The 16203-nt window shown below is 50.3% G+C and carries 13 protein-coding genes; 1 reads left to right on the top strand and 12 read right to left on the bottom strand.

Going from position 1 to position 16203, the window contains the following annotated elements; genetic code table 11:
- Window positions 1-49 precede the first annotated feature (49 nt).
- Complete coding sequence (locus HU147_RS08540) at window positions 50-1600, top strand: SH3 domain-containing protein (protein ID WP_224075848.1); 1551 nt, start codon at window positions 50-52, stop codon at window positions 1598-1600.
- 125 nt (window positions 1601-1725) lie between these two features.
- Here the strand turns inward: HU147_RS08540 and dtd are convergent, their stop codons facing one another.
- From dtd to queA, 12 genes are all read right to left on the bottom strand, one after another.
- Window positions 1726-2163 (bottom strand): D-aminoacyl-tRNA deacylase, encoded by a 438-nt coding sequence (dtd, locus tag HU147_RS08535; RefSeq protein WP_074510960.1) that lies wholly within the window; start codon window positions 2161-2163, stop codon window positions 1726-1728.
- Window positions 2164-2172: 9 nt separating this feature from the next.
- The gene (locus HU147_RS08530; protein WP_224075847.1) at window positions 2173-4365 is read right to left on the bottom strand and encodes a RelA/SpoT family protein; all 2193 of its coding nucleotides are present in this window, start codon (window positions 4363-4365) and stop codon (window positions 2173-2175) included.
- A gap of 80 nt (window positions 4366-4445) precedes the next feature.
- Window positions 4446-4970, bottom strand: a complete 525-nt coding sequence (locus tag HU147_RS08525) for a type 1 glutamine amidotransferase domain-containing protein (RefSeq protein ID WP_224075846.1) — start codon at window positions 4968-4970, stop codon at window positions 4446-4448.
- Window positions 4971-5114: 144 nt separating this feature from the next.
- Window positions 5115-6656 (bottom strand): glycoside hydrolase family 55 protein, encoded by a 1542-nt coding sequence (locus HU147_RS08520; RefSeq protein WP_224075975.1) that lies wholly within the window; start codon window positions 6654-6656, stop codon window positions 5115-5117.
- 75 nt (window positions 6657-6731) lie between these two features.
- A complete protein-coding gene (locus HU147_RS08515; RefSeq protein WP_224075845.1) occupies window positions 6732-7244 on the bottom strand; it encodes an adenine phosphoribosyltransferase in 513 nt (170 codons plus the stop codon).
- Window positions 7235-9577 (bottom strand): single-stranded-DNA-specific exonuclease RecJ, encoded by a 2343-nt coding sequence (gene recJ, locus HU147_RS08510; RefSeq protein WP_224075844.1) that lies wholly within the window; start codon window positions 9575-9577, stop codon window positions 7235-7237. The genes HU147_RS08515 and recJ overlap by 10 nt, the downstream gene beginning before the upstream one ends.
- Window positions 9578-9674: 97 nt before the next feature.
- A complete protein-coding gene (locus tag HU147_RS08505; RefSeq protein WP_224075843.1) occupies window positions 9675-10019 on the bottom strand; it encodes a LapA family protein in 345 nt (114 codons plus the stop codon).
- 125 nt (window positions 10020-10144) lie between these two features.
- Window positions 10145-12424: a protein translocase subunit SecDF gene (gene secDF / locus HU147_RS08500; RefSeq protein ID WP_224075842.1), complete on the bottom strand. Its 2280-nt coding sequence runs from the start codon at window positions 12422-12424 to the stop codon at window positions 10145-10147.
- A gap of 66 nt (window positions 12425-12490) precedes the next feature.
- Window positions 12491-12811 carry a post-transcriptional regulator gene (locus HU147_RS08495; protein ID WP_224075841.1) on the bottom strand — a complete coding sequence of 107 codons (321 nt, stop codon included), beginning with the start codon at window positions 12809-12811 and terminating at the stop codon, window positions 12491-12493.
- Between the two features lie 890 nt (window positions 12812-13701).
- Complete coding sequence (gene yajC / locus HU147_RS08490; RefSeq protein ID WP_036806256.1) at window positions 13702-13977, bottom strand: preprotein translocase subunit YajC; 276 nt, start codon at window positions 13975-13977, stop codon at window positions 13702-13704.
- 34 nt (window positions 13978-14011) lie between these two features.
- Window positions 14012-15154, bottom strand: coding sequence for a tRNA guanosine(34) transglycosylase Tgt (tgt, locus tag HU147_RS08485; RefSeq protein WP_220628998.1), 1143 nt, complete (start codon window positions 15152-15154; stop codon window positions 14012-14014).
- Complete coding sequence (queA, locus tag HU147_RS08480) at window positions 15151-16203, bottom strand: tRNA preQ1(34) S-adenosylmethionine ribosyltransferase-isomerase QueA (RefSeq protein ID WP_224075840.1); 1053 nt, start codon at window positions 16201-16203, stop codon at window positions 15151-15153. Before queA ends, tgt begins: the two co-directional genes overlap by 4 nt.

Here is a 16203-nt window from a genome sequence, read left to right as displayed (position 1 = left end):
CCGTTTTTTTTTCATAATACTAAGAGGTGTAAATTTAAGGAGGTGCTAGATGAACCGCAAGTGGTTTATTGCCATTATTTTATTCATATTCATGTTTTCCGGAATTTCTCCGGCCCCTGCGGCTGATCCCGCACTCGCTGCCGCCGGCGATGTAGAGATTACCGGTGAAACCGTCAATGTACGGACCGGCCCCGGCCTTTCCTACGATGTGATCGGTGAATTCGCCCAAGGCGACACGGTGAAAACGCTATCGCAAAGCGGCGACTGGCTGGAAATCGAAATCGGCGGTGAACAAGGGTGGATCGCTTCCTGGCTGACGTCCGGAACGGCATCCGGGAATACGGAAGTTTCCGGCGTCACGGCTGTTGCAAGCGTCGACCGCCTGAACGTCCGCGCACAGCCGGACATCTCCGCTTCGGTGCTCGCCCAAATGAACGCCGGCGATCAGGCAACGGTCATCAGCGAAGCTGGCGACTGGGCAGAAGTGGATTTCCAAAATACGCGTGGATTTGTGTCTAAACAATACATAAGCACGTCCCAACAAACAGCGGAAAAGCCGGCCCCGGCCACTGCAGAAGCCGCTTCTTTTGAAATTGCGGTGGATGTTCTGAATGTCCGCAAAAAACCGGACCTCAACTCGAAGGTGCAGGGCAGCGTCAATAAAGGCGAAGTGTTCCCGGTGAAATCGACCAAAGACAATTGGGTCGAAATTCAGCTTTCCGAAAAGAAAACCGGCTGGGTCTATGCGTTCCATGGCCATTTGTCCGATGAATCAGCAACTGCTGTCGAAGAAACGGCAAAGTCGGATACTAAGAGCGTGACCGTCATTACGAACGGCACCAACCTCCGCTCCGAGCCTTCCACTTCTTCAAGCGTGGTAAGCCGTGCAGATGCAGGCGATAAACTGCAAGTTGCTGAACAAAGCGGCGACTGGTACAAAGTTTCGTTGCCGGACGGCACTGCTGCTTATGTCGCGACTTGGGTCGTAACTAGCGGCGAAGCGGAAGACACTGAAGAAGAAAAAGAGAAACCCGACCGCAAGAAAGGCACGCTTGACGGCTTGACGATTGTGCTCGACCCAGGCCACGGCGGCAATGACGGCGGTACGGTCGGCGCCCGCAAAACCCTGGAAAAAGATTTGACGCTGCAGACGGCTGAAACGCTGTCGCACCATTTGCGCTCTGCCGGAGCGGACGTGGTGTTGACGCGCCAATCCGATACATATGTCGACTTGCGGAAGCGCGTATCTGCTGCCCATCAAGTCTCAGCGGATGCCTTTATCAGCCTTCACTACGACGCAACGGATGACAGCAGCGTTTCCGGGTTTACGTCTTATTATTTGCATGAATTCCAGGAGCCGCTCGCGGCAGCCATCAATTCCGGCTTAGCCGGCAAAATCGAGCTCCGCAACCGCGGTGTCCAGGCCGGAAATTACCTCGTGCTTCGTGAAAACAAGCAGGCGGCTGTCCTGGTCGAACTCGGCTATTTGAGCAATTTCAACGACGAACGCACTGTGACGGCGTCGAAGTTCCAGGAACAAGCAGCGCTCGGATTATACACCGGCATCGTCAACTATTTTGATGCACAATTGGAAGAATAAACGGAAACAGCACGGGAGAAGAAAATCTCCCGTGCTGTTTTTTTATGAAATTCTTGCTAAGGCAAGCCTTCACGCTCCTGCAAATAAAAAACCGGCACAGGAAACATGCTCCTGTACCGGTCTTCTTACGACTCCACCAATATCGTCACGGGCCCGTCATTGACGAGCTCGACATCCATCATGGCACCGAACACGCCGGTTTCGACGGTCAGCCCGTTATTCCGCAAGGCGTCATTGAACGACTCCCAAAGCGGTTCAGCGGCTTCAGGGCGCGCCGCCGAAATAAAGCTCGGGCGCCGCCCTTTTTTCACATCGCCGTAAAGGGTGAACTGGGAAATCGACAGGATGTCCCCGCCGTTTTCCAGGATCGAATGGTTCATCTTGCCTTCTTCGTCTTCAAACAACCGAAGTCCGGCAATTTTATCCGCCACGTACTTGGCGTCTTTTTCTGTATCTTCATGCGTGATGCCGACGAGCAGGACGTAGCCGGAATCGATGGCTCCCGTCACCGCGCCGTCCACTTTCACGCTTGCTCTTTTGGAACGCTGTAAAATGACTCGCATATGTCCTCCTTAGTTCGTTACCCGTTTCACCGAATAGACATCCGGAATCTGCTTGATGCGCTCGACCACCCGGTTCAGATGAGAAATATGCGGAATCATGATCGTCATGTTGATGGTTGCGATTTTATCCGAATTCGCCCGGCCGCTGACAGCTGTGATCGTTGTTTTCGTTTCGCTGACCATGTGCATCACTTCGTTGATCAAACCGGTGCGGTCGTAAGCTTCCACTTCAATGTCGATGTGGTAGTCTTTTTTATCCGGTGCGCCGGCATTTTCCCATTCAACCGGTATCAGCCGGTCGGATTGGTTGGACTGTACATTCGGGCAATCCGCGCGGTGCACGGAAACTCCGCGCCCTTTGGTGATAAAGCCGATGATGCTGTCGCCCGGCACCGGATTGCAGCAGCGCGACAAGCGGATCATCATGTTGTCAATGCCGCGCACGATGACGCCGGACTCGGTTTGCTTCACCGGTGTATTGGATTTCATTTCCACCGTAATTTTTTCGATGGCTTCTTCCTGTTCGCGTTTTTTGCGCTGCTTTTCCGCCAGTCGGTTCACCACTTGCTGGGCGGTGATGCCCTGGAATCCGACTGCTGCGTACATATCGTCTTCCCCGGCGAAATTGAATTTTTCGCAGACGCGCTTGATGTTCTCATTCGTCAGCACTTCTTTTACCGGAAATTCCTGTGCCTTGATTTCTTTTTCAATCAATTCTTTGCCTTTTTGGACATTGTCGACGCGCAATTGCTTTTTGAAGAATTGCTTGATCTTATTTTTTGTCTGCGTCGATTTGGCGATTTTCAACCAGTCGCGGCTAGGGCCAAATGATTGTTTCGATGTCAAAATCTCCACGATGTCCCCGGTTTTCAGTTCGGTATCAAGCGGCGCCATCTTGCCGTTCACTTTAGCGCCGATCGTTTTATTGCCGATTTCCGAGTGGACGCGGTATGCGAAGTCGATCGGCACGGATCCTGCCGGCATCTCGATGACATCGCCTTTTGGCGAGAACACATAGACCATATCCGAAAACAAATCGTATTTCAACGATTCCATGAATTCTTCCGCATTGTCCGACTCGTTCTGGAAATCAAGGATTTCACGGAACCACGTCAAGCGGGAGTCCACAGTGTTTTTCGGCATATCGACTTTCCGGCCTTCTTTATAGGCCCAGTGCGCCGCAACCCCGTATTCGGCGATGCGGTGCATTTCTTCAGTCCGGATCTGCACTTCGAGCGGATCGCCCTGCGGCCCGATAACCGTTGTGTGAAGCGACTGGTAAAGGTTCTGTTTCGGCATCGCGATATAATCCTTGAACCGGCCCGGCATCGGCTTCCATGTCGAATGGATGATGCCCAAGACAGCGTAGCAGTCTTTGATGCTTTCCACTGTGACGCGGACCGCCAACAAGTCATAAATTTCGTTGAATTGCTTGTTTTGCAGCACCATTTTGCGGTAAATGCTGTAAATATGTTTTGGACGCCCAAAAAGATCCGCTTTAATGCCGACTTCGTCGAGCTGTTCGCGAATTTCATCCATGACATTATTCAAATATGCTTCCCGCTCTGTGCGTTTCTTTTTCATCAGATTAACGATGCGGTAGTACTGCTGCGGATTCAAATAACGGAGCGCTGTGTCTTCCAGCTCCCATTTGATCGTATTGATCCCTAAACGATGCGCAATCGGCGCAAAAATTTCCAGCGTCTCGTTCGCTTTCATGCGCTGCTTTTCCACCGATTGGTATTTCAGTGTACGAAGATTGTGCAGCCGGTCTGCCAGTTTAATCAAAATGACGCGGATATCCTGCGCCATGGCGACAAACATCTTGCGATGGTTTTCCGCCTGCTGCTCTTCTTTTGACATGTACTTGATTTTGCTCAGTTTGGTGACGCCATCGACCAGCATCGCCACTTCTTCATCAAAATCACGGACGATGTCTTCCCGGCTGACGGGCGTATCTTCTACAACGTCATGCAAAAAACCTGCAGCCACTGTTGCAGGATCCATTTGCAGTTCAGCCAGTATGCCGGCCACTTGGACCGGATGGACAATATAAGGTTCACCGGATTTCCGGAATTGTCCCTCGTGGGCAGCAAGCGCCACTTGGTATGCCCGTTTTATCGTATCAACATGATCGGCATTCATATAAGACGCAACCATTTCGAATACGTCTTCAGGTGTCCTAACTAAATCTTTCGCCATAATTGCCCACCTTGCTTCTGATTTTTCGAAAAGTATATCTTTCTATTATAAAAAACAATGGACAGAAAAGTAAAGCTTTCTTATTGCTGCTCCATTACTTTAATGAATTCGCGCATATAGTCCGGCAAATCCGGCGGCCGTTGGCTCGACACCAAATGGCCATCCACAACGACAGGTTCATCCAGCCATTCGGCACCGGCATTCACCATATCGTCTTTGATGCCCGGCGTACTGGTTACCTTTTTGCCGGTCAGAATGCCTGCTGAAATCAGCACCCAACCCGCATGGCAAATCTGGCCGATCGGCAGTTCGTGCTCGTCCATAAACTGGACAATATTCAGCACTTCCGGGAACCGGCGGATCTTGTCAGGCGCCCATCCGCCTGGAACCAGGATGGCGTCATAGTCTTTCGGGCTGATGTCGCCGTAGGAAAAATCCGATTCCGCCGGCACACCGTATTTTCCGATGTACTTTACCCCCGCTTCTTCCCCCGCAATGTCCACTTGCGCCCCTTCTTCACGCAAACGCAAAATCGGATACCACAATTCCAGGTCCTCAAATTCATGATGCACGAAACTAAGAATTTTCTTGCCGCTCAATTTCACTGGATGCACCTCCCTTTATTGGCTGTTACTTGTTATTTTATCGCTATTTTCAGTGAATTGCTGAATGAATGCCTAAGTTTTTTATAAATAGTAACACAGCATACACAAATTCGACATTTTTCGCGATTAATTTCGACAAAAATTTTAAGTCGGAAAAACCGCTTCCTGACCGACATTCTCCACAACGACCGTTGCATTGCCTTTGCCGCCTTTTACCGGATGCTCCGCAGAATCAAAGCAAAGGATATTTCGCACCATTACCCGGTCGCCGCTCCCTATATACAGATCGGATTTCGACTTTTTAAAACCGGTGATCCGCCCGTTCGTCAGCGATACGTCTCCCGCTTTGTACTGGATGGCTGCGGCCGGATGTCCCTTGTAATCGTATTCCGGGTCGCCGATAAACAGAAACCGGTTGATTGCCACATTGCGAAAGCCGGATACGACCAAAGCACGCGGCGACGAACCGGCATACATATCGGTGAATACCGGAGCAACAGATACCAGGCGCTGTGCGGCAATATTAAAGGCGGATAGGGAATCCGGGTCTTCGTTCGCATGGTGGCCAATATGGCGGAAGTTGAACGAGCGGTTGTCGCTGACCGACAAATGGCCGGAAATGAAGACGCCTGTCGCGGCGGAACTGGTCGCATGGGCTTTGATCTCCACGCCGCCGAAACAGCGCGTCGTTGAATTGTTGAGCAGCCACACAAAACGGGAACCGTCATCGATTTCAATGCCGTTTGAATTGGAAAAGCCTTTTTTATGCGAACGGCCGCTCGGGTCGCATAAATGCGAATTGGAAATGAATATGTAATCGCTGTGGTGGGTCGTGATGCCGTCATCGCCGAATCCCCAGCCGTTCACCCGGTCGAGCCAGACATACCGGCTGCCGCCTCTTGCCCGCCGCCCGTCGCCGCCGTAATTGTAGACAGTAGACGAAATGTCAAAGCAATGCAGCCCCGGATTCACAGCCGCCACTTCTTTCACCCAGCCATACGTAACATGGGCATAGGTCAGGCAGCTCGAAAAATTATTGCCGGCGCTCGTATTTGACACATTTCCTAGGCGCTCCACATTCCAATCGAGCCCCAAGCGCTCCACCGAGATGTGGCTGTTGCCCCGTATGAAATTCCGGTTGGCCAATAGGCGCTGGCGTTTCGGTGCAGCGCTATGCAATTTCAGCACGGTTGAAGCTTTTCCTGCTCCCCGAAGCCGCGTCCAGGAAGGCAGTTCCAGTTTCCGGACGATGTACACTCCTGCCGGCACATAAACATCCACCCGCCCGTTGCCGAATGCTTTCTGGAATGCTTTGGTGCAATCGGTTACGCCGTTTCCGACCGCTCCGAAATCCTCCACATTTACTTGCCGTGTAAAGGCGTTTTCCAGTTTGGTATATTCTTCGTCCAGCTCTGTTTTCCATTCCGGAACCACGTCGCCGTTTTCCACCCGCTCGGAATAATGGTGCGGGTCTTCGATAGAATGCTCTTCGGCCAAGAATGACCAGAGCCGCTCCAGGCGCGTTTTCTTGTAGGCGAAATTCCTATTGGGGCGATCGTTTGATTTAATTTGGCGGAAAAGTTCCTGTGTTTCGTTGGTCAGCTCTTCAATCGGCTGCGGGTCGTTCAATATCGCTGCCAGCAGTTCCTTGTTTTTTGCTGGATCGTGGTATTTGCTAAGCTCCATGTCCATCACCTCTCCCTTCCATACCCGCCGGACTATAAAAAATTCCCCCCGCCATTAATTGGCGGAGGGAAAAGATTAATATTGCATAAGTGTCATAACGTCATAGCCGTCAAGGTTCTTGCGGCCGTCCAAATATGTCAGTTCAATCAGGAATGCACAGCCGACGACGATGCCGCCCAGCTGCTCCACCAAATTGATGGTTGCGCCGATCGTTCCGCCCGTCGCCAATAAATCGTCCGTGATCAATACACGTTGGCCTGGTTTGATGGCATCTTTGTGCATCGTCAACACGTCTTTGCCGTATTCAAGGCCATATTCAGCGCGAATCACTTCACGCGGCAATTTTCCTTCTTTGCGGACAGGTGCAAAGCCGATTCCCAGTGCATACGCAACCGGGCAGCCAATGATAAAACCGCGGGCTTCAGGGCCGACGATAAGTTCTGCATTCACTGTTTTCGCGTATTCCACAATCTGGTCGGTAGCGTATTTATACGCTTCCCCATTGTCCATGATTGTCGTAATGTCTTTGAAACGGATGCCTGGTTTTGGCCAGTCTTCAACAATTGTTACGTACTGCTTTAAATCCATAATTCTTCCTCCTTGGCAGACACTTTCGCATCAAACCACTCTTTTAAATCCTTATAAGACGCATACAAGAGCTTTTGTTCCAACGCGATTTGCTGCTGGCGCTTCTTATAAATCGGCGCTTCCGACAAATCCCGTTTTCCCGGTGCTGCTGCAATCTCTGTAAGTCCATTGTTAAGTGTAACAAAACCGAGTTCAAAAAACACCTGAAGCATGAAAAATAATGCTTCCCGCGTCCAGCCTTTATGCTTGGCCAGCTCATCACTGTGCTTTTTAAAATCGAACGAACCGCGTTTTTTAATAAAGGCAAAGAGCCACGCAAACTGCTCCCGCGTAGGGATCTGCTCAAAATACTGCGACTCTTTTGCATAGAAATGGGCATAGATCCGTTTCGGATTAATATGTGACAAAACTTCGGCTAATTGCTCTTCGGTGTCCGGCAAATCCAGAAGCACCAGATGGAATTTCGGTTCATCAAGCTCTTGAAGCGTCTCTGGCGTATAAATCGGCTGCTGCAGAAGCGTCTGGAATACGGCAACGGTTTCCGGTTTAAATGCCAGGAAAACCTGCTCTTTTTCCGGAATCAGCTTCGACCAGCGGGACACTTGCCGAATGCCGCGAATATCGAACAACTGCCATTCATCCGTTCGGATGTCTTCGATCATCAGCTGCGGCTTTTTGCGGCCGTTCCATTCATTGATCTGAAGGTCGCCGATCACATCGATTTTCACATCCGGCGTCAATTCGTCGCCGAGAGGGCCGATGCCGAAACCGACCGCATCGATCGTCGCTGCGTTTTGGGCCAGTTCCATTTTCAAGTGGTTTTGCGCCGCGCCGATTTTACGGATCGACGCCACTTTCACTTCATCGAGGAAAAACTTCGGCTTGGCAAAGCCCATGCCGAATGGCGCCAAATAGCGCATCGATTCAATTGTGTCGATATCGATTTCTTCCAGGCGGACAGGGATGTCAATTTCCACTACGGGAATTAGATCTTCTTCGGTCAAACTCGTTTCCGCCTGTTTGTTCAACCGTTCGCGAAGCGCTTCGACATGTTCCATGTCGAGCGTCATGCCGGCTGCCATCGGATGTCCGCCGAAATGCGGCAGAATGTCGCGGTTCGCAGCCAGTTCATTGTACAAATGGAAGCCTTCGATGCTGCGGGCAGAGCCTTTCGCTTTGCCGGTTTCCGGATTCAGCGACAGCACAATCGTCGGACGGTAATATTTCTCCACGAGCTTCGAAGCCACGATTCCGACAACGCCGGGATTCCAGCCTTCCTGGGCCACCACAATGACGTGCGGCGGACCGTCCGGATAGCGCGCTTCCACTTGCGCCGTCGCTTCGTCTGAAATCTGTTTGACAATCGCCTGGCGCTCTTTGTTCAATACATCGAGCCCTCCAGCAAGGCTGCGCGCTTCCGATGCATCTTCGGTCATAAACAATTGCACCGCCGGATCGGCATCCTGCAGGCGGCCAATCGCATTGATGCGCGGGCCGAACATAAAGCCGATCGTTTCTTCCGTAATTTCGCGCTGCTTCACACCCGAAACTTCAGACAAGGCGTCAATCGCCGGACGCGGCGTATCCCGCAGCGCTTCCAAGCCCATTTTCACAAGAATGCGGTTTTCATCATGCAAAGGCACCAAATCGGCAATCGTGCCGATTGCGACCAGTTCCACCAGATGGTCCGGCACTTCTTCATACAAGGCCTGGGCGATTTTGAATGCCACACCGACGCCTGCCAGTTCGCCGAACGGATAATTGCCTTCCGGATGGCGCGGATGGACGATTGCCAGTGCAGCTGGCATCGTTTCACCGATGTCATGGTGGTCGCTGATGATGACTTCCATGCCGAGGCTATTGGCAAACGCCACTTCGTCGATGCCGGAAATGCCGTTATCGACGGTGATGATCAAGTTCACCCCTTCATCATGCGCTTCCTGGAACAATTCTTTATTCGGCCCGTAGCCATGCTTAAAACGGTTCGGGATCTTAAAGGAGACATCGGCGCCGAGGTCTTCGAGCACCGTCAACATGACGGTCGTGCTCGTTACGCCATCGGCATCGTAATCTCCGTATACTAAAATTTTCTGCTGTTCTTCAATGGCTTGGCGGATGCGCCCGACGGCAATGTCCATATCTTTCATGAGATACGGGTTATGTATTCCGTGCGCGTCCATGTTCATGAAATTGCGTGCTTCTTCAGCGGTCGTAATGCCCCGCGTTACTAATATTTTGGCCAAAACGGACGAAATGGACAATTCTTTTTGGATGGCTTGCACCCGCTCCATGTCCGGAGTGGTCAAGCGCCATCGCTTTTTGGATTCTATCATGTACATTCACTTCCTTACCCGTTCATTATACAGAATTTCCGCGCAGACAAAAAGAAGATGCCCCAAAAAGAAATTTAGGACATCTTCTTTGTCTGGTTTAAAGCGTTTGGCGGTCATCCGTGACGACCATCGCTTCCGGATGGACATCGGCTTTCTGGTATTCCGCAATTTCATTTTGCTGCGTGGCAATCAGCGATTCCTTCACCGCAATTTCTTTTTGCAGCGATTTGACTTTTCGCTGCAGCGTGAACATCCGGATGATGGCAACGATGCCGCTGAGCAGAAATCCTAAAAGAGCGGAGACAAGAATAACGAGAATGAGCGGCCATTGGGCTTCCCCAAATAAATAATTGACTGGAACATTTTCTACATTGGCAACGGCAAAAATTGCGAGCAATACGGCCAGTATAAGCCCGATAATGGCGAGCGCTTGAAATTTCATCGTGCACATCTCCCTTCAAAATGAATAAAAAAATGGAACAAGGTCATAAGTTCTATACCCTGTTCCATTTCTTTTATAAACTTATCCCGGCAAGGTAAAGAACCTACCTGAGCCAAACTTCTTTTTTAGACAACAGGCTCGTCAGAACCCCATTTGGATTGCGCTTCTTTTTTCTCGATATCGATTGGGCCTTTCTTGCCAAGCTCGCGTTTTTTCAAAACAAGCCATAACTGGGCTGCAATGAAAATCGAAGAATACGTACCGGCAATCAACCCGATTAATAAAGCGATCGAGAAGTTCGTAATAGATGGAGCACCGAAAATCAATAATGCGATTACAACAAAGACCACTGTCAAAACCGTGTTCACCGAACGCCCAAGCGTCTGGCGCAGCGACGTGTTGACCACTTTCTCCAGCTGCTCTACCGTATCGATTTTCTTCATGCGCTTCATATTCTCGCGGATCCGGTCAAAGGTGACGATCGTATCGTTGATCGAGTAGCCAACAATAGTCAGCACCGCAGCGATAAAGGTGATGTCCACTTCAAGGCGCAGCAAGCTGAATATGGCAACAATGAAGAACGCGTCATGCAGCAAAGCCACGATGGAAGCGACACCCATGCGCCATTCAAAACGGAAGGCCACATAAATGATGATGCCGATGGCCGCATAAGCCAATGCTTTAACTGCATTTTTCGCCAGTTCCAATCCGACTGTCGGAGATACGGTTGAAATATTCGGCTCTGCACCGAATTCTTCAGCAGCCACAGCCTTCAATTCATTGATTTGTTCCTGGCTGAAATCATCGGTATAGCGCGCTACGCCAATATTCGACGCATCGCCTGAAATGACGACATCCTCTGTCTCAAACCCGGATTCCGTCAAGAAGCTTTGGACTTCTTCTTTGGTCAACGCGGATTCAGATGTAATTTCGACACGCGTACCGCTTGAGAAGTCGATTCCAAGATTCAAGCGGAAAATTCCGATGACCACCATGCCTGCCACAATCAAGGCGATGGAAGCAATAAAGAATTTATTGCGGTTGCCGGCAAAATCGAATCGGTCGAAACGAGTCGACAAATCAAGGATTTCAAGATTTTCTTCCGGTTTGTGGACAAGCGATCTTCTAAGTCCGAACAAGCCGTATTTGCCATCCAGTACGCCGCTGTTCACCCATAGTCCAAGCAATAGACGCGATCCCCAGACAGCTGTCAGGAAGGAAACCAGGATCGAAATGATCAATAGCGTCGCAAAGCCTTTAACAGAACTTGTTCCGAAAATGAACAAGACGATCGCTGCAATCAACGTCGTTACGTTGGCGTCCAGGATTGCTGAGAACGAACTCGCTGCTCCGGCTTTGAACGATTCCTTGACGGAGCGGCCAACACGCAGTTCTTCGCGGATCCGTTCGTACGTAATAATATTGGCATCGACTGCCATCCCGACACCGAGCATGATCGCTGCGATACCCGGCAGCGTCAGAACGCCACCGATCCATTCGAATACAAGAAGAATCAAGTAAACGTAGACGGATAAAGTCACAACAGCGACTAGCCCCGGCAAGCGGTAGTAAATCAGCATGAATAATAAAATCAACGCGATACCGACACCGGCAGCAAACACCGTCTGGTCAAGCGCCTGAGCACCGAACTGGGCGCCGACTGAAGTCGAGTAGATTTCTTCCAGGCTGACCGGAAGCGCACCGGCGTTCAAAATGCCCGCCAAGTTCTGCGTTTCTTCTACTGTGAAGGCACCGGAAATTTCAACCGATTGTGAATTGATGCGCTGAGAGACACGCGGCGCGGAAACGAATTTCGGATCCGGCTTCGTTACTTCCTCTGCATATGAATCTACGCCTTCTTCAAAATCCAGCCAAATGACCAAGACATTGCTTGGCGGCGGCAATTGTGAAATTTCGCTCGTGATTTCCGCGAATTTCCCTGGATCGTTCAATTCAAGGGTTACAACGGGTGCTCCGTTTTGGTCAAACGTTCCTGTTGCTCCGCCTTGCTTCAAGTCACTGCCGTCAAGCATCACTTCATCTTCCGCATTGCGGAATGTCAAGTTCGCTTCGGTCGACAACAGTTCCCGGGCAGAAGCCTGGTCTTCTACACCCGCCAATTGGACGCGGATGCGGTCTTCGCCTTCAATCTGGATGACCGGTTCACTGACGCCGAGCACGTTGATCCGGCTCATCAAAGCGTCCGTTGTATCGGCCAGGACATCCTGCGTAATTTCCTGCTCCCCGCCGTTAAGCGGTTTTACTTCATAGAGAACTTCGAATCCGCCTTGCAGATCCAATCCCAATCTGATGTCTTTTGCAATGGGTAAACTCGTGGGAGCCATAATTCCTATCAAGGCGATGACGATTAGGAAAAAGGCGATTATACGGCCTCTTGCTTTCATATGTAACTATTCCTCCTCAGTGTGAAAAACACAGCACTATCATTATGAAACAGCCGCTTTAAGGTGTCAATTCGAAGAAGGCTTTTTTGGAACCGGACGCAAGAGCTGCTCGAGCTCTGCCAAATTTCCTTCTGCAAAGAAGCTTGCTCCTTTTAACCCTTCCACCTGATGATACGCGACAAATTCCGAAGCGGTCGTCCCCATAATATCGTTGACCATTTCGTGAAGCCGCATGTCCTCGATATTTTTCTTCTTCCACTTTTTCTTCAAACAGAATTGCCACAATGACTCCGGTGTTACGGTGTCGTACTGCATGTAATGGAACTCAGCAATTTTGCTTTCCAATGCAGGCAGCACCATGTCATATTGATCGGTAAAATCTACCATTTTAAATCTCCTTCCATCCGTTCTTTTCCATTGTATCCGATTGCAGGAATATTGAGAACATTGCTTTTTATTTTTTATGAGATTATTGCTTATATTTGACGATATTCCGTAAAACAGCTCCAAAGCAGTGTATAAAGTAAATACTTCTTTAATTCAAAATGCCGAGAAATTTTGGCAATCATAATTATTCCGCTTCAGGCGGACGCTTTTCGCGGGCTCGCGTCGAGCCGCTTCGTTGCTCCTGCGATTACTCGTCGCAAATTGAAAAAACATTCGCTTTGCAACTCCAGGGTCTCGACGGCTTCGCTTTCCCGCAGAAAAGGCATTGGCCGAAGCCTGCGAGGGCAAGCCTTTGCGACGAAGCTAGCGCAGCGATGCAACGCTCTTTCATGTTTCGAAGCTAGCGAAGCGATGCAGAAACAGGAGCAGTGGTTTTTCGCCGCCTTCCGCTTCATTCTATTTTCCCGCTTCTTTACAAGATGTCACGTGTAAAGAAGCGGGAAAATCAAGCAACCCGTAGTTTCATGCCCTTTCTTGATATGGAGCAAAACAGCGGAGACTCCCGCGGGACAGCGAAGTGCCGAAATCCACTCGGCTGCCAGGCCGAGTTAGTTCGGCGCAAGCCCGCAGGAAAGACATTAGCCGAAGCCTGCGAGGCTAAGTCTTTGCGACGAAGCTAGCGAAGCGATGCAACGCTCTTTCATGTTTCGAAGCTAGCGAAGCGATGCAGAAACAGGAGCATATGTTTTTAGCGGAGCTGTTTTGCGGAATATCAGAGATACTCTAAAGGAAATTATTGTATATCTTACTCAACAAGCTGTTTAATTCAACTATATACGGTTCAATTTTTAATTAAAAAAAATCGCCTTCAAAGTCGAAGGCGAGTTTTCTTAGACAGTTGTTTTTGCTGAATCGACAACGCGGGCGATTGCCTGGCGCTCGAATTGCATACGAGTTCCGTCTGCAACAGTCAGGTAAACCGTTGTGTCATCCACAGCGTCTACTTGGCCGTGAAGGCCTCCGATTGTTACCACACGGTCTCCGCGGCGCAATTCCGATTGCATGTTAGCTGTCGCTTTTTGACGCTTTTGTGCAGGACGGATAATGAAAAACCACATTAACAAGAACATCAAGATTAACGGTGATAATGCTACCAAAGTATCCATTTTTCAAGTTCCCCCTTTCACTCTCTCTTTTCTTTTAGAAATTTTTAGCGTTTGGCTTATTGAAACCATAAGCTTCAAAAAATTCTTCGCGGAAATCTCCCAGGCGGTCCTCACGAATCGCTTGGCGTACCTGTTTCATTAAGTTTAACAGAAATTGCAGATTATGATAACTAGTAAGTCTGATTCCGAAGGTTTCATCTGCACGAATCAAGTGATGCACGTACGCACGCGTGTAATTTGTGCATGTGTAGCAGTCGCATTTTTCGTCGATCGGCGTGAAATCGCGCTTGAATGCTGCGTTTTTGATGTTCAGGCGCCCCGTGCTTGTCATCAGTGTGCCGTTTCGCGCAATGCGTGTCGGCAGGACGCAGTCAAACATATCGACGCCGCGAATCGCTCCGTCGATCAATGAATCCGGAGAGCCAACGCCCATCAAATAACGCGGCTTGTCTGCCGGAAGCAATGGCGTCGTGAATTCAAGTGCGCGGTTCATGACGTCTTTCGGTTCGCCGACGGATAAACCGCCGATGGCGTATCCCGGGAAATCAAGCGACACCAGATCGCGTGCGCTTTGTTTGCGCAAGTCTTCGTATTCGCCGCCCTGGATGATGCCGAACAAGCCTTGGTCTTTTTTGCGGGCATGCGCTTCCATGCAGCGCTCCGCCCAGCGGGATGTCCGCTCGACGCTTGATTTCATATATTCATGGGAAGCCGGGTATGGCGGGCATTCATCAAACGCCATCATGATGTCAGAACCAAGGTCGTTCTGGATTTCCATCGCTTTTTCCGGGCTCAGGAACAATTTGTCACCGTTCATGTGGTTGCGGAAATGGACGCCTTCTTCTTTGATGTTGCGGAATTCGCTCAAAGAGAACACCTGGAAGCCGCCGGAATCCGTCAAAATCGGACGGTCCCAGTTCATGAATTTGTGCAGGCCGCCTGCTTCGCGGATCACATCGTTGCCTGGGCGCAGCCACAAATGGTACGTGTTGCTCAAAATAATGCCGGCATCCATCGCTTTCAATTCTTCAGGCGACATCGTTTTCACGGTTGCCTGCGTGCCAACCGGCATAAACGCCGGCGTTTCAAATGAACCGTGCGGCGTGTGGACAATCCCTAAACGCGCTCCGGTCTGTTTGCATGTTTTAATATGTTCGTACCATACTGCTTCAGTCATTGGTGAGTCTCCTTTTTCTGTGGTTCAATGAACATCGCATCCCCGAACGAGAAGAAACGGTAGCGCTCATTTACTGCTTCGTTATAGGCATTTAAAATGTTTTCGCGGTTCGACAAGGCACTGACCAGCATGACCAGCGTCGATTTCGGCAAGTGGAAATTGGTGATCAAGCCGTCGATTGCTTTGAATTCAAAGCCTGGGAAAATGAAAATATCGGTCCAGCCGCTGTCTTCCTGAAGCTCGCCGCCAAATTTCTCTGCAACGGATTCAAGCGTGCGGGTCGACGTCGTGCCGACGGAAATGACACGGCCGCCCTGTTTTTTCGTGTTGTTGATGAGATCTGCCGTTTCCTGCGTAATGCGGTAGAATTCGGCATGCATTTTATGGTCATCGATCGAATCGACCGATACCGGGCGGAATGTGCCCAGTCCGACATGCAACGTGATAAAAGCGATATTGATGCCTTTTGCGCGGATTTCATCGAGCAGTTCTTCCGTGAAATGAAGGCCGGCAGTCGGAGCCGCAGCGCTTCCCCGCTCTTTTGCAAATACGGTCTGGTAGCGCTCCTGGTCTTCCAGCTTTTCGCGGATATATGGAGGCAAGGGCATTTCGCCAAGAGCATCCAAAATTTCATAGAAAATGCCGTCGTAGATCATTTTGAAATGGCGGCCGCCGTGGTCAAGAAGCGCCGTACATTCTGCTTTCAATAGTCCGTCGCCAAATGAAATGACCGTGCCCACTTTCACTTTCTTCGCCGGCTTGACTAGCGTTTCCCATACATCGTCTTCAACTTGCTTCAACAGCAGCAATTCGATATGGGCACCGGTTTCTTCCTTGACGCCCATCAGGCGCGCCGGCAAGACGCGCGTATCGTTCAGGACGAGCGTGTCCCCTTCGTGCAAATAATCGATAATATCGCGGAAATGGCGATGGTCGACATCGCCTGTTTCTTTATTCATCACCAACAGCCGGCTTGACGTCCGGTCAAGCAGCGGCGTTTGGGCAATCAATTCTTCTGGCAGGTGGAAATCAAAATCGTTTACGTTCAT

This window comes from Planococcus chinensis (assembly GCF_020071995.1).
In the GTDB taxonomy this organism is placed as follows: Bacteria; Bacillota; Bacilli; order Bacillales_A; family Planococcaceae; genus Planococcus; species Planococcus chinensis_A.
Note: the sequence above shows the minus strand (reverse complement) of the source record. Positions and strands in the feature narration are given on the sequence as shown.

Bases quoted from the DNA above. Each gene is read 5' to 3' on its own strand.
- HU147_RS08540 (WP_224075848.1), top strand. From the start codon at position 50: ATGAACCGCAAGTGGTTTATTGCCATTATTTTATTCATATTCATGTTT.
- dtd (WP_074510960.1), bottom strand. From the start codon at position 2,163: ATGCGAGTCATTTTACAGCGTTCCAAAAGAGCAAGCGTGAAAGTGGAC.
- HU147_RS08530 (WP_224075847.1), bottom strand. From the start codon at position 4,365: ATGGCGAAAGATTTAGTTAGGACACCTGAAGACGTATTCGAAATGGTT.
- HU147_RS08520 (WP_224075975.1), bottom strand. From the start codon at position 6,656: ATGGAGCTTAGCAAATACCACGATCCAGCAAAAAACAAGGAACTGCTG.
- HU147_RS08515 (WP_224075845.1), bottom strand. From the start codon at position 7,244: ATGGATTTAAAGCAGTACGTAACAATTGTTGAAGACTGGCCAAAACCA.
- recJ (WP_224075844.1), bottom strand. From the start codon at position 9,577: ATGATAGAATCCAAAAAGCGATGGCGCTTGACCACTCCGGACATGGAG.
- HU147_RS08505 (WP_224075843.1), bottom strand. From the start codon at position 10,019: ATGAAATTTCAAGCGCTCGCCATTATCGGGCTTATACTGGCCGTATTG.
- secDF (WP_224075842.1), bottom strand. From the start codon at position 12,424: ATGAAAGCAAGAGGCCGTATAATCGCCTTTTTCCTAATCGTCATCGCC.
- HU147_RS08495 (WP_224075841.1), bottom strand. From the start codon at position 12,811: ATGGTAGATTTTACCGATCAATATGACATGGTGCTGCCTGCATTGGAA.
- yajC (WP_036806256.1), bottom strand. From the start codon at position 13,977: ATGGATACTTTGGTAGCATTATCACCGTTAATCTTGATGTTCTTGTTA.
- tgt (WP_220628998.1), bottom strand. From the start codon at position 15,154: ATGACTGAAGCAGTATGGTACGAACATATTAAAACATGCAAACAGACC.
- queA (WP_224075840.1), bottom strand. From the start codon at position 16,203: ATGAACGTAAACGATTTTGATTTCCACCTGCCAGAAGAATTGATTGCC.